General features: G+C 53.2%; 25 protein-coding genes. All 25 read right to left on the bottom strand.

What is annotated here, in order from left to right; all coding sequences use genetic code 11:
• Positions 1–122: 122 nt before the first annotated feature.
• A complete protein-coding gene (gene rplQ, locus VOI35_RS01560) occupies positions 123–509 on the bottom strand; it encodes a 50S ribosomal protein L17 (RefSeq protein WP_407276150.1) in 387 nt (128 codons plus the stop codon).
• Between the two features lie 24 nt (positions 510–533).
• Positions 534–1,529: a DNA-directed RNA polymerase subunit alpha gene (locus tag VOI35_RS01555; protein WP_407276149.1), complete on the bottom strand. Its 996-nt coding sequence runs from the start codon at positions 1,527–1,529 to the stop codon at positions 534–536.
• A gap of 15 nt (positions 1,530–1,544) precedes the next feature.
• On the bottom strand, positions 1,545–2,168 hold the full coding sequence (gene rpsD, locus VOI35_RS01550; protein ID WP_407276148.1) for a 30S ribosomal protein S4: 624 nt from the start codon (positions 2,166–2,168) through the stop codon (positions 1,545–1,547).
• Between the two features lie 13 nt (positions 2,169–2,181).
• Positions 2,182–2,571 carry a 30S ribosomal protein S11 gene (gene rpsK, locus VOI35_RS01545; protein ID WP_407276147.1) on the bottom strand — a complete coding sequence of 130 codons (390 nt, stop codon included), beginning with the start codon at positions 2,569–2,571 and terminating at the stop codon, positions 2,182–2,184.
• 41 nt (positions 2,572–2,612) lie between these two features.
• On the bottom strand, positions 2,613–2,969 hold the full coding sequence (gene rpsM, locus VOI35_RS01540) for a 30S ribosomal protein S13 (RefSeq protein ID WP_407276146.1): 357 nt from the start codon (positions 2,967–2,969) through the stop codon (positions 2,613–2,615).
• Positions 2,970–3,045: 76 nt separating this feature from the next.
• On the bottom strand, positions 3,046–4,380 hold the full coding sequence (gene secY / locus VOI35_RS01535; protein ID WP_407276145.1) for a preprotein translocase subunit SecY: 1,335 nt from the start codon (positions 4,378–4,380) through the stop codon (positions 3,046–3,048).
• Between the two features lie 4 nt (positions 4,381–4,384).
• Positions 4,385–4,813, bottom strand: a complete 429-nt coding sequence (rplO, locus tag VOI35_RS01530; protein ID WP_407276144.1) for a 50S ribosomal protein L15 — start codon at positions 4,811–4,813, stop codon at positions 4,385–4,387.
• A complete protein-coding gene (rpmD, locus tag VOI35_RS01525) occupies positions 4,800–5,003 on the bottom strand; it encodes a 50S ribosomal protein L30 (RefSeq protein WP_407276143.1) in 204 nt (67 codons plus the stop codon). Before rpmD ends, rplO begins: the two co-directional genes overlap by 14 nt.
• Positions 5,000–5,515 carry a 30S ribosomal protein S5 gene (gene rpsE, locus VOI35_RS01520; RefSeq protein WP_407276142.1) on the bottom strand — a complete coding sequence of 172 codons (516 nt, stop codon included), beginning with the start codon at positions 5,513–5,515 and terminating at the stop codon, positions 5,000–5,002. Before rpsE ends, rpmD begins: the two co-directional genes overlap by 4 nt.
• A 12-nt stretch (positions 5,516–5,527) precedes the next feature.
• A complete protein-coding gene (gene rplR, locus VOI35_RS01515; RefSeq protein WP_407276141.1) occupies positions 5,528–5,884 on the bottom strand; it encodes a 50S ribosomal protein L18 in 357 nt (118 codons plus the stop codon).
• A 9-nt stretch (positions 5,885–5,893) separates the two neighbouring features.
• Positions 5,894–6,421: a 50S ribosomal protein L6 gene (gene rplF, locus VOI35_RS01510; protein ID WP_407276140.1), complete on the bottom strand. Its 528-nt coding sequence runs from the start codon at positions 6,419–6,421 to the stop codon at positions 5,894–5,896.
• A 13-nt stretch (positions 6,422–6,434) separates the two neighbouring features.
• The gene (gene rpsH / locus VOI35_RS01505; protein WP_407276139.1) at positions 6,435–6,827 is read right to left on the bottom strand and encodes a 30S ribosomal protein S8; all 393 of its coding nucleotides are present in this window, start codon (positions 6,825–6,827) and stop codon (positions 6,435–6,437) included.
• A gap of 12 nt (positions 6,828–6,839) precedes the next feature.
• A complete protein-coding gene (gene rpsN, locus VOI35_RS01500) occupies positions 6,840–7,145 on the bottom strand; it encodes a 30S ribosomal protein S14 (RefSeq protein ID WP_407276138.1) in 306 nt (101 codons plus the stop codon).
• Between the two features lie 9 nt (positions 7,146–7,154).
• Complete coding sequence (gene rplE / locus VOI35_RS01495) at positions 7,155–7,694, bottom strand: 50S ribosomal protein L5 (RefSeq protein WP_407276137.1); 540 nt, start codon at positions 7,692–7,694, stop codon at positions 7,155–7,157.
• Between the two features lie 18 nt (positions 7,695–7,712).
• Positions 7,713–8,036: a 50S ribosomal protein L24 gene (gene rplX, locus VOI35_RS01490; protein ID WP_407276136.1), complete on the bottom strand. Its 324-nt coding sequence runs from the start codon at positions 8,034–8,036 to the stop codon at positions 7,713–7,715.
• Between the two features lie 10 nt (positions 8,037–8,046).
• Positions 8,047–8,415 (bottom strand): 50S ribosomal protein L14, encoded by a 369-nt coding sequence (rplN, locus tag VOI35_RS01485; protein WP_407276135.1) that lies wholly within the window; start codon positions 8,413–8,415, stop codon positions 8,047–8,049.
• Positions 8,416–8,428: 13 nt separating this feature from the next.
• Positions 8,429–8,698 carry a 30S ribosomal protein S17 gene (gene rpsQ, locus VOI35_RS01480; protein WP_407276134.1) on the bottom strand — a complete coding sequence of 90 codons (270 nt, stop codon included), beginning with the start codon at positions 8,696–8,698 and terminating at the stop codon, positions 8,429–8,431.
• 1 nt (position 8,699) lies between these two features.
• Complete coding sequence (rpmC, locus tag VOI35_RS01475; protein WP_407276133.1) at positions 8,700–8,897, bottom strand: 50S ribosomal protein L29; 198 nt, start codon at positions 8,895–8,897, stop codon at positions 8,700–8,702.
• Positions 8,897–9,310, bottom strand: coding sequence for a 50S ribosomal protein L16 (gene rplP, locus VOI35_RS01470; RefSeq protein ID WP_407276132.1), 414 nt, complete (start codon positions 9,308–9,310; stop codon positions 8,897–8,899). Before rplP ends, rpmC begins: the two co-directional genes overlap by 1 nt.
• A gap of 31 nt (positions 9,311–9,341) precedes the next feature.
• Positions 9,342–10,016 (bottom strand): 30S ribosomal protein S3, encoded by a 675-nt coding sequence (rpsC, locus tag VOI35_RS01465; protein ID WP_407276131.1) that lies wholly within the window; start codon positions 10,014–10,016, stop codon positions 9,342–9,344.
• An 11-nt stretch (positions 10,017–10,027) separates the two neighbouring features.
• Positions 10,028–10,360 (bottom strand): 50S ribosomal protein L22, encoded by a 333-nt coding sequence (gene rplV / locus VOI35_RS01460; protein WP_407276130.1) that lies wholly within the window; start codon positions 10,358–10,360, stop codon positions 10,028–10,030.
• 12 nt (positions 10,361–10,372) lie between these two features.
• Entirely contained in the window at positions 10,373–10,648 is a 276-nt protein-coding gene (rpsS, locus tag VOI35_RS01455) for a 30S ribosomal protein S19 (protein WP_407276129.1), read from the bottom strand.
• A gap of 21 nt (positions 10,649–10,669) precedes the next feature.
• Positions 10,670–11,494 carry a 50S ribosomal protein L2 gene (gene rplB, locus VOI35_RS01450; protein WP_407276128.1) on the bottom strand — a complete coding sequence of 275 codons (825 nt, stop codon included), beginning with the start codon at positions 11,492–11,494 and terminating at the stop codon, positions 10,670–10,672.
• Positions 11,495–11,514: 20 nt separating this feature from the next.
• Positions 11,515–11,808: a 50S ribosomal protein L23 gene (gene rplW, locus VOI35_RS01445; RefSeq protein ID WP_407276127.1), complete on the bottom strand. Its 294-nt coding sequence runs from the start codon at positions 11,806–11,808 to the stop codon at positions 11,515–11,517.
• Positions 11,805–12,410, bottom strand: coding sequence for a 50S ribosomal protein L4 (gene rplD, locus VOI35_RS01440; protein ID WP_407276126.1), 606 nt, complete (start codon positions 12,408–12,410; stop codon positions 11,805–11,807). Before rplD ends, rplW begins: the two co-directional genes overlap by 4 nt.
• Positions 12,411–12,416: the final 6 nt, after the last annotated feature.

The following is a 12,416-nucleotide window of genomic DNA, read 5'->3' as shown; positions in this document are numbered from 1 at the left end:
CGAGAGCGCGTACCGCACTAATGCGGACGCTAAAACAAAAACCCTCGCCTATCAAGGACGAGGGTTTCATTTAAAATTCCCGTCAATCAGGTCGGTGGGAAATTAACACAGAAATAGATTTTTTACTCTGTAGGGGTAGTGGTTTCACCACCATTGCGGTCGACCAGTTCGACATACGCCATTGGGGCGTTATCACCTGCACGGTTTCCACATTTTAAAATCCGCAGATACCCACCCGGGCGCTGTTTGAATCGCGGGCCCAAGTCGGTAAACAATTTACCGACAATCACTTGATTTCTGGTGCGCGCAAATGCTAAACGACGAGCATGAACTGAATCGTCTTTAGCCAAAGTAATCAATGGCTCGGCAAAACGACGCAACTCTTTTGCTTTGGGCAATGTCGTCTTGATGAACTCATGCTCAAGCAGTGAATTGGTTAGTGAACGCATCAACGCATTACGTTGGGCGGCGTTACGGCCGAGTTGACGGCCAGAAAGACGGTGACGCATGACGATGGTCTCTCAAATGATTCGTTAAATTTTGGACTCAGCCAAATTCAGCAATTCTGCTGGTGGCCAATTTTCCAAACGCTGCCCGAGGGACAAGCCTTGCTTAGCCAGGACATCCTTGATCTCTGTCAAGGATTTCTTGCCCAAATTCGGGGTTTTCAGTAATTCGATCTCAGTGCGCTGAATCAAATCACCAATGTAGTAAATATTCTCTGCCTTGAGGCAGTTGGCCGAACGCACGGTCAACTCGAGATCATCCACTGGACGAAGCAAAACGGGGTCCACAGCGGGCGCTTGCTCCAGAACCGGCTCTACTTTCTCGGCCTTGAGGTCAACAAAGACAGAAAGTTGATCAACAAGAATCCCGGCTGCCTGACGAATTGCATCTTCGGCAGAAATCGAGCCATTCGTTTCGATATCCAACACCAAAGAATCCAGATCCGTACGCTGTTCAACCCGTGCGCGCTCAACCGAATAGGCCACTTTGCGCATCGGAGAGAAGGAAGCATCCACCAAGAGACGGCCGATTTGTGCACCGCCTTCTTCTCGGCGTGCACTGGCGGGAACATAGCCTTTACCCCGACGGACGCGAAATGTCATGACCAGATTTCCCTGATCATTCAAAGTCGCGATATGGTGCTCTGGGTTGATGATCTCAACCGCGTGGTCGGCCTTGATGTCTGCCGCCGTAATAACCCCCGCGCCAGATTTTTTAATGCTGAGCACCGCCTCATCACGACCGTGCAGAACCACTGAAAGCCCCTTGAGGTTCAAGAGAATTTCCAGCACATCTTCGTGAACGCCTTCGATCGTGGTGTACTCATGTACAACGCCTTCGATCTCAGCTTCAGTGACCGCAACACCCGGGATCGAAGAAAGAAGAATACGACGCAGGGCATTACCCAGCGTGTAACCAAACCCTCGCTCCAAAGGCTCCAAAACCACCCGCGCGCGAGTGGAATCAAGCACCTGGACATCGACCAAACGCGGCTTGAGCAAATCGGTTGATCCCAATTGCATAACGACCCCCAGGAATTATTTGGAGTAGAGTTCGACGACCAGTGATTCGTTGATTTCGGCAGGCAACTCATCACGGGAAGGGGCAGACTTGAACACCCCTTCCATCTTGGTTGCATCTACATCCATCCAAGAAACACCGCCACGCTGCCCCGCAAGCTCAAGAGCTGTCTTAATTCGCTCTTGCTTCCGGGCAGATTCACGAACCGCGATGACATCGTTGGCAGAAACCTGGAAAGAAGGAATGTTGACAACCGCACCATTCACTAGGATCCCGCAATGAGAAACAAGCTGACGGCTTTCCGCTCGGGTCGCACCGAAGCCCATCCGATACACCACATTATCCAAGCGGCATTCCAAAAGCTGCAGCAGATTCTCACCCGTCGAGCCTTTCAGTTGCGACGCTTTTTTGAAGTAATTGGAGAATTGGCGTTCAAGCACACCGTAAATACGGCGCAACTTTTGTTTCTCGCGAAGCTGCATACCGTAATCAGAAACTTTCTGCTTGCGGGCCGCGCCATGCTGACCAGGCGCACGGTCATGATGACATTTGTCCTCATGCGACCGCAAACCAGACTTCAGAAACAGATCAGTGCCTTCGCGGCGACTTAATTTACATTTAGGACCCAAATATCGAGCCATGATCTAACCCTCGTTATACGCGGCGCTTTTTAGGCGGGCGGCAGCCATTATGTGGAATCGGCGTGACATCGGTAATGACGCCCACCTTGAAGCCCACTGCATTCAGTGCGCGAATGGTTGATTCCCGACCTGGACCCGGCCCCTTGATCTCAACATCGATGTTTTTCACACCGTATGCCTTCGCCGCTTCACCCGCGCGTTCTGCGGCCACCTGGGCTGCGAATGGGGTGGATTTACGAGAGCCGCGGAAGCCGGAACCACCCGAAGTAGCCCAACTTAACGCGTTTCCCTGACGATCGGTGATCGTCACGATAGTGTTATTAAACGATGCATGCACATGGGCAACAGCATCTGTCACCACGCGCTTAACTTTTTTGCGCGCGGGGGCATTCGATTTAGCCATAAATGAATCCTACTCTCGAAAACGAAGAATATTCAGCCTGATTAGCGCTTGACCAGGCGACGCGGACCCTTACGAGTCCGTGCATTTGTTCGCGTGCGCTGACCGCGAACAGGAAGACCGCGACGATGCCGCAATCCCCGATAACAGCCCAAATCCATGAGACGCTTGATGCTCATAGACACATCCCGGCGAAGATCCCCTTCCACCACGAATTTCGCAACTTCTGCGCGCAGAGCTTCAACCTCGGCCTCGGAGAGGTCACGCACCTTGCGCGCGGGCTCAACCCGAGCCAATTGACAAATTTCCTTAGCACGGGTGTTCCCGATGCCATAGATAGAGGTCAGGGCAATCACCACATGCTTTTGCACGGGAATGTTAATACCTGCGATACGAGCCATACCAAAACCACCCGAAAAAAGAGCCCGGAAGCTTACACCAATGCAAGCCAACCTTCAAGCACCAATGAAAAAACGGCTACAGTCCCGATTTGAAATGCGCCTTGCGAACCAGGCTATCGTATTGATGAGACACCAAGTGAGACTGAACCTGTGCCATGAAATCCATGAGCACTACCACAATGATCAGAAGAGAAGTCCCACCAAAGTAAAAGGGCACATTCCAATACAGAATCAAAAACTCGGGCAACAAGCACACCGCCGTAATATACAGCGCACCCCAAAAGGTCAGGCGGGTGAGTACCTTATCGATATATCGAGCAGTCTGCTCCCCTGGCCGAATCCCCGGAACAAGAGCACCTGATCGTTTGAGGTTGTCCGCTGTTTCGCGCGAGTTGAAAACCAGCGCCGTATAAAAGAAACAGAAGAAAATAATTGCTGCCGCATAAAGCCCAACATAGAGCGGCTGCCCCGGCGACAAGGCGGTAGATAAATTGCGCAACCACGCCATGCCATCATGTTGCCCAAGCCAATTACCCAAAGTAGCTGGGAAGAGAATGATGCTGGAAGCAAAAATGGGCGGAATCACGCCAGCCATATTCAATTTCAGAGGCAGGTGCGAAGATTGCTGCCCAACCACCGCACGGCCTTGTTGCCGCCGGGCATAATTGACCGTGATCCGTCGCTGACCGCGCTCAACGAACACCACGAAAGCAGTCACTGCAAGAATCAGCACCCCCAGAATCAACAAGGTGAAGACACCCAGCTCTCCCGTGCGAACCAGTTCAGCCGTACCACCAATTGCTGTCGGCAATCCCGCAACAATACCAGCGAAAATAATGAGAGAGATCCCGTTACCGACACCCCGCTCAGTGATTTGCTCTCCGAGCCAAACCAAGAGCATCGTGCCAGTCACTAGGGTCAAGGTTGCTACGACCAAGAAGCCGATTCCAGGGGCATAAACGAGTTGCGCCCCGCCCACCGACTGGCCTTGAAGCGCGATAGAAACGCCCAACGCTTGAACCAGACCCAGCCCCAAAGTGCCGTACCGCGTGTATTGGGTGATCTTTCTCTTACCCGCCTCGCCCTCTTTTTTCAACCGCTCTAGAGAAGGAACGACCGAGGAAAGCAGTTGAACAATAATCGAGGCCGAAATATAGGGCATCACCCCTAACGCGAATAGGGACATTCGCGACAAGGCGCCGCCAGAAAACATATTCATCATGCCGAGAATCCCCCCGGCATGCTGATTGAACAGCGATTGCATGACACCGACATCAATTCCCGGCAAAGGAATGAAGGTGCCCACTCGATACACGACCAGCACCATGATGACGAAAAAAATTCTCTGACGAAGCTCAGTCAAACGACCCGCCCCAGCCAGTGATGCCATCGCCGCATTTGATTGAGCCACCGGCTTACTCCGCTTTCCCGCCCGCAGCTTCCACCGCTGCCAAAGCGCCTTTGCTGATCCGCAAACCTTGAATATGCAGCGACTTGGTAACTGCACCGGAAAGCATAATCTTCACGAAACGAATATCGTTACGCACCAGACCAGCTGCCTTCAAGGTTTCCAGAGTTACCACGCCTTCTAGCTGATTCAACTCACTGGTACGAATCTCGGCCGTAGTTAATGCGCGCAAAGAACGGAAACCCATTTTGGGCAAACGGCGTTGAATCGGCATTTGCCCGCCCTCAAAGCCAGTTTTATGAAAACCGCCCGCGCGAGATTTTTGCCCTTTGTGACCACGGCCTGCGGTCTTGCCTAAACCAGAGCCGACACCCCGTCCAACACGGGTGCGTTCTTTACGGCTGCCATCAGCCGGAGAAAGATTATTGAGCCGCATGAGTAGACTCCTGTACTTCTAACAGATATGAGACTTTATTGATCATGCCGCGATTTTCTGGCGTATCCATGACCTCAACCTCATGATTAATTCGGCGCAGACCCAGCCCGCGAACACATGCCTTGTGAGATGCCAATCGGCCAATCGTCGACCGAATCAGCTTGACACGAAGAACAGCACTCGTACTCATGATGCACTCCCGATAATCTCTTCAACGCGCTTACCCCGTTTGGCGGCAACTGCCTCAGGAGAATCAATCGCTTGAAGGCCATTGACCGTCGCACGAATAACATTCATGTGGTTACGCGTGCCAATGCACTTGGCCAGAACATTACGCACACCCGCCGCTTCGAATACGGCACGCATCGCACCACCCGCAATGACCCCGGTCCCCTCGGATGCCGGCTTCATGAACACTTTGGCCGCGCCATGCTCCCCATTCACCGGGTAAAACAAGGTGCCATCGCGCAGGGAGACCTGAACCATACTGCGCTTGGCACGATCCATAGCTTTTTGAATCGCAGCAGGGACTTCTTTTGCCTTGCCATAACCATAGCCGACGCGACCCTGTCCATCGCCCACAACGGTCAATGCGGTAAAAGAAAAAATCCGGCCGCCTTTAACTACTTTGGCTACGCGGTTAACTGCCACCAGTTTTTCGATCAGGCCATCGCTGGCCACTTCATTTGAATTACGACCCATGATCGGTACCCCTTAGAACTGCAGACCGGCTTCGCGCGCCGAATCGGCCAGCGCCTTGATACGACCGTGATAAATGAACCCTGCGCGATCGAAGGCAACATGAGTAATACCTTTTTCCAGCGCAGCCTTAGCAATGCTTGCACCGACGCATTTCGCTGCCTCGATATTGCCGCCGTGCTGACCTTGCGCGATCACCCCATCCTGCAAGGTCGAGGACGCAGCAAGCACGGTTGACCCATCGGCAGAAAAAATTTGCGCATAAGTATGCTGCGCGGTGCGAAATACCGTCAGCCGGGGCACGCCCAAGCGAACAATTTTGGCGCGTGAACGCCGCGCACGACGCAAGCGATTTTTGTTTTTTTCGTTCATACCGACACCTTATTTCTTCTTCGCTTCTTTGCGGAAGACGACTTCATCGTGATACTTCACGCCCTTGCCTTTGTACGGCTCTGGCGGACGATAACCCCGAATATTGGAAGCCACTTGACCGACCTTTTGACGATCAGCACCACGAACGATGATCTCAGTCTGACTCGGTGTCTCGATGGTGATACCGGCGGGCACGGGATAGTTCACCGGATGGGAAAAACCCAAGGCCAGGTTTAGAACATTCCCTTGGGCTTGCGCACGATAGCCCACACCGACCAATTGCAATTTGACTTCAAAGCCCGCAGAGACGCCCTGCACGTGGTTGCTTGCCAAGGCCCGCATGGTTCCGGCAATGGCGTAATGGGCATCGGATGACGGCGCAAAAGTCAGGACGCCATCAGAAATAGAAACAGAAACTTCCGGATGAAGCATCAACGACAATTGACCTTTCGGCCCCTTGAAGGAGAGCTCCTGGCCGGTTTGCTTAACCTCAACCCCTTTTGGGAGGCTGATCGGCTTTTTCGCTACACGACTCATCTCACAACCCCTATCAAGAAACCAGGCAAACGACTTCGCCACCAAGGTTCTGACGGCGCGCTTCGCGATCCGGCATTACCCCGTGAGAAGTAGAAACAATCGCTACGCCATAGCCGCCGTTAACGGACGGCAAGTCTTCCGCCGCTTTATAAACACGATAACCCGGCTTGGACACGCGACGGATCATATCGATAACCGGCTTGCCCTGATGGTATTTAAGCTGAATCGTCAAAATGGATTTTGCATCCGCCGTTGCCGAAAAATCAGCAACATATCCTTCATCCTTCAGTACGGCAGCAATGGCCAGCTTGAACTTGGATGAGGGCATCGCCACCATCGATTTACGCGCGCGCTGCGCATTACGAATGCGGGTCAGCATGTCCGAAATGGGATCATTCATACTCATGACGCGAACCTCTTACCAACTGCCTTTACGCAAACCAGGGATTTCACCCGCCATCGCCAATTGGCGAAGCTTGTTACGACCCAGTGCAAATTTGCGATAAACGCCCTTGGGGCGGCCTGTGATGGCGCAACGGCGCATCTGGCGCTCAACGGCCGAGTCTCTCGGCAATTTCGACAGCGCGGCAGAAGCCTGCATTTTCGCATCGAAATCCGCCGACTGATCATTCAGCACCGCACGGAGCGCATCGCGCTTGGCAGCAAAGCGTTTCGCCAATTTCTGGCGCCGCACTTCGCGATTCAACATACTCTTCTTAGCCATTACTACTCCTTAGCGACGGAACGGGAAACCGTAGCCATCGAGCAAAGCCCGAGCCTGGTCATCGTTTTTAGCCGTCGTTGTGATCGTGATATCCATCCCACGGATTTGATCGATTTTGTCGTAATCGATTTCCGGGAAAATGATTTGCTCTTTCACACCCATACTGTAGTTACCGCGACCATCGAAAGACTTGGGGTTCAAGCCGCGAAAGTCACGAATACGGGGGATAGAAATATGGATCAACCGATCGAGGAACTCGTACATAGTACGCCCCCTCAAGGTTACCTTGACGCCCAACGGCATCCCTTCACGCAGCTTGAAGCCGGCAATCGATTTACGCGCATAAGTCACTACCGGCTTTTGACCGGTGATTGCGGCCATTTCGTTCACTGCGCTGTCGATCACCTTCTTGTCGCGGGCGGAATCACCCAACCCCATGTTCAGCGTGATCTTGGTCAGCTTCGGAACGGCCATGACATTCACGATACCGAGCTTTTCTTTCAACTCGGCGTGCAATGTTTTGGAATAAAATTCCTGAAGACGAGCCATAATTCAAAGTCCTGTCAATTACTTAGTGTCAACGACTTCGCCGTTGGATTTAAAAAAACGAACCTTCGTGCCATCTTCAAGTAACTTGAAGCCGACCCGATCCCCTTTTTGGGAGGCGGGATTAAACAGCATTACATTCGAAATATCAATGGATTTCTCCATTTCGATGATGCCACCTGTTTGACCAACCATTGGGTTCGGTTTCTGGTGCTTCTTCACTTTATTGATGTTCTCAACCACCACGCGCTTACCAGCATCCTGCACGCGCAGCACGGTGCCACGGCGTCCTTTGTCCTTGCCGGCAATCACCACCACCTCATCGCCCTGACGAATCTTCCGCATGACGAGTACCTCAAATCACTTCAGGTGCCAAAGACACGATCTTCATGAACTTCTCACCCCGCAATTCGCGGGTGACAGGTCCAAAAATACGGGTACCAATCGGCTCCAACTTATTGTTCAACAAAACCGCGGCATTGCCATCGAAGCGGATGATTGAACCATCTGCTCGACGAACGCCCTTCGCCGTGCGAACGACAACCGCGTTGTATACATCGCCTTTTTTGACGCGTCCGCGCGGAATGGCATCTTTGATCGACACTTTGATGATGTCGCCAATCCCGGCATAGCGACGATGAGAACCGCCCAGCACTTTGATGCACTGAACTTTCTTGGCACCGCTGTTATCGGCCGAATCCAAAATTGATTGCATTTGAATCATGACAACCCCCTGATCAGACGCTGGCGCGCTCAATCACGCGCACCAAAGTCCAAGATTTGGTCTTGGAAATTGGTCGTGATTCGCGGATTTCGACCCGATCACCCGCACGAGAAGTATTTTCCTCATCGTGCACATGCAACTTGGTCGTTTTAGTGATGAACTTTCCGTACAACGGGTGTTTTACTCGGCGTTCAATGGCAACCGTGATGGATTTATCCATCTTGTCGCTAACCACGCGCCCCACGCGAGTACGAACAATTTTCTCTGCAGACTGAGTAGTCATCTTAGCCCTGCTCCTTCTCGGTGAGGATCGTCTTGATGCGAGCGACTTGTTTGCGTGCCACACGCACAAGATGCGGCTTGCTCTCTTGACCCGTGGATTTTTGCATGCGCAGATTGAACTGCTCACGTTTCAAGGCAAGAAGCTCTTCACGGAGCGCTTCCGGCGACTTTTCACGCAAGCCATTACTGATTTTGTTCATTACATCAACACCCGCGTTACGAAAGTGGTTTTCACCGGCAGTTTGGCCGACGCCAAGGAAAACGCTTCGCGCGCAATCTCCTCGGTCACCCCTTCAATCTCATAAAGAACTTTGCCCGGCTGAATTTTGGCAACCCAATATTCCACGCTCCCCTTACCTTTACCCATCCGAACCTCTAAAGGCTTCTGGGTAATGGGGGTGTCCGGGAAAATACGGATCCAGATTTTCCCGCCGCGCTTCACATGACGGGAAATCGCCCGACGAGCCGACTCGATTTGCCGAGAAGTAATTTCGCCCCGCTCCAGTGATTTCAGACCAAACTCACCGAAACTGACTTTGTTTCCCGTGGTAGCCACACCCCGGTTTTTGCCTCGGAATTGCTTCCGGAATTTTGTACGCTTTGGCAACAGCATGATTTTGCTCCACTTACTCTATCGGCACGGATCAAGCTGTCGCAGCTTTGCCGTCTCGTGCACCAGGCACGCCGAACACTTCGCCTTTAAAAATCCAAACCTTGACGCCAATCACGCCATAAGTGGTCTGGGCTTCCGCGAAGCCATAATCGATGTCCGCACGCAGGGTGTGCAGCGGTACGCGGCCTTCGCGGTACCACTCGTTGCGCGCGATTTCCGCGCCACCGAGGCGACCTGAAACATTGACTTTGATTCCGCCCGCGCCCAATCGCATGGAAGTTTGCACCGCGCGCTTCATGGCACGACGAAACATAATCCGACGCTCCAATTGCTGTGCAATCGACTCGGCCACCAGCTGTGCATCCAGCTCAGGCTTCCGGACTTCTTCCACGGAAAGCTTTACGGAATTGCGGTCAACGCCCAGCATGGGAGCAATTTCATTGCGTAGCCGTTCGATGTCCTCTCCTTTGCGCCCAATCACAATCCCCGGACGCGCCGTGTGAATCGTCACTGCCGCAGAACGGGCGGGCCGCTCGATTTGCACACGAGAGACAGAAGCTTCTTTCAGCTTGTTCTTGATATATGCCCGCGTGCGAACATCCTGGTTCAATTGAACCGGAAACTGTTTGCTATCGGCGTACCAGCGAGATGACCAATCAGAGGAAATCCCCAGCCGGAAACCTACCGGATGTACTTTCTGACCCATAATATTTCCTCTTATCGCTCGCTGACTGTCACTTGGATATGGCTGGTGCGCTTCAAAATACGCGCCCCACGACCCTTGGCACGCGCCCGAAAGCGCTTCAGCACAGGGCCTTCATCGACCATGATCGTCGCGATCTTCAACCGGTCGACATCCGCACCTTCATTGTTTTCCGCGTTGGCAATGGCAGACTCAACCACCTTTTTGATCAGATCCGCGCCCTTCTTCTCACTAAAAGAAAGAATTTGCAGCGCGGCAGCCACATCCTGCCCCCGAACGAGATCCGCAACCAACCGCGCCTTTTGGGCGGAGATGCGGGCATAGCGATGTAATGCGGTAGCTTGCATGTTCCGTACTCCTCAGCGCTTGGCTTTTTTATCGGCCACATGGCCACGATAGGTTCGCGTTGGCGCAAACTCACCGAGTTTATGACCCACCATGTTTTCGTTGACGAGAACCGGCACATGCTGGCGACCGTTATGAACTGCAATCGTCAGACCGATGAAGTCCGGCAGAATCATGGAACGGCGAGACCAGGTCTTTATGGGCCGGCGATTGTTCGTCGCAACGGCCTCTTCCACCTTTTTCAGCAGGTGATGATCCACAAAGGGACCTTTCTTCAGTGAACGTGGCACCTTTTAACCCTCAAGAAGCGATTATTTAGAACGGCGACGAACAATAAACTTGTCCGTGCGCTTGTTGGTACGAGTTTTATACCCTTTCGTCGGAACACCCCAGGGCGTCACCGGATGGCGACCACCTGAAGTACGCCCCTCACCCCCACCGTGTGGGTGATCCACCGGGTTCATGACCACGCCCCGCACCGTCGGACGAATGCCACGCCAGCGTTTGGCACCCGCCTTACCGAGCGAACGGAGGCTGTGTTCGTGGTTGCTTACCTCACCCAAGGTTGCACGGCAATCTGCCAACACCTTGCGCATTTCGCCCGAACGCAAGCGCAGGGTTGCATAAGCACCTTCACGCGCAACCAATTGCACTGAAGCGCCCGCACTACGAGCAATTTGGGCACCCTTGCCCGGCTTAAGCTCAACCGCATGAATCGTTGAACCAATCGGAATATTCCGCATCGGCATGCAGTTACCAGCACGAATCGGCGCATCTGAACCGGATTGCACCATCTGCCCTGGAACCACACCGCGCGGCGCGAGAATATAGGCACGCTCGCCATCCGCGTAACGAATCAGCGCAATATGGGCTGTACGATTCGGGTCGTACTCGATCCGCTCGACTACAGCAGGAATGCCGTCTTTGTTTCGCTTGAAATCCACCAAGCGGTAGTGCTGTTTGTGCCCCCCGCCGATATGGCGAGTCGTAATACGACCCAAGTTGTTGCGTCCACCGGAATGCGACTTCTTTTCGAGCAGCGCCGCATAGGGCGCGCCTTTATGCAGGTGAGAACGATCGATCTCGATGACCGCGCGGCGACCCGGTGATGTGGGTTTTGCAATCTTTAATGCCATGATTTAGTTACCTCGCGTTCTCAACCTGGCTGACCAAACTCAATGGTCTGACCTTCCGCCAAAGTGACATAGGCTTTCTTCCAGTGATTGCGACGTCCCGCGATACCACGAAACCGACGCGCCTTGCCCGCCATATTCAGGGTTTGAACCGCAAGCACCGTGACACCGAACAACGACTCAACAGCCGACTTGATATCCGCTTTCGTCGCTGCCACATCCACCTTGAATGCATACTGATTGACCGCATTGGCTCGCGCCGTTTTTTCGGTAACCAGGGGCGCACGAATCACATCGAATAATTTTTCCTGATTCATGACAACCACTCCTCCACCATCTTCACCGCCGCACGGGTAATCACCACCTGATCGGCGCCTACGAGACTCACGGGATCCAAGACATCGACTGTCAAATAACCCGTTTCGATGAGATTCCGTGACGCCAGATAGAGCGACTCGTTAAAAGCCTCATTCACAAACAGTACTCGGCCAGTCACACCCAAGGATTTGACTAGGGCAACCACTTCGCGGGTTTTAGGCGCAGCGACCTCAAGGGCATCCACCACGGTCAATCGACCTTGGCGTACCAGTTCGGAGAATATCGAAGCCATCGCCACACGGTAGGCTTTGCGATTGATCTTCTGATCGAAATTGCGCGGGCGCGCAGCAAAAGTGACCCCACCCGTACGCCAGATGGGCGAACGAGTTGTACCGTGACGGGCACGACCCGTACCCTTCTGCGCCCAAGGTTTTTTGCCGCCACCAGAAACCTCAGAACGCGTCAATTGCTTCTTGGTACCAGCGCGAGCGCCCGCCAGATAAGCAACCACCGCCTGATGAATCAGACCCTCGTTATAACTGCGGTCAAACACCTGCTCGGAAACACTGACCGAAGTACCATTCTTAACTTGTAATTCCATGACCCG

The sequence above is a fragment of the Halothiobacillus sp. DCM-1 genome (genome assembly GCF_045689735.1).
Lineage (GTDB): Bacteria > Pseudomonadota > Gammaproteobacteria > Halothiobacillales > Halothiobacillaceae > Halothiobacillus.
Note: the sequence above shows the minus strand (reverse complement) of the source record. Positions and strands in the feature narration are given on the sequence as shown.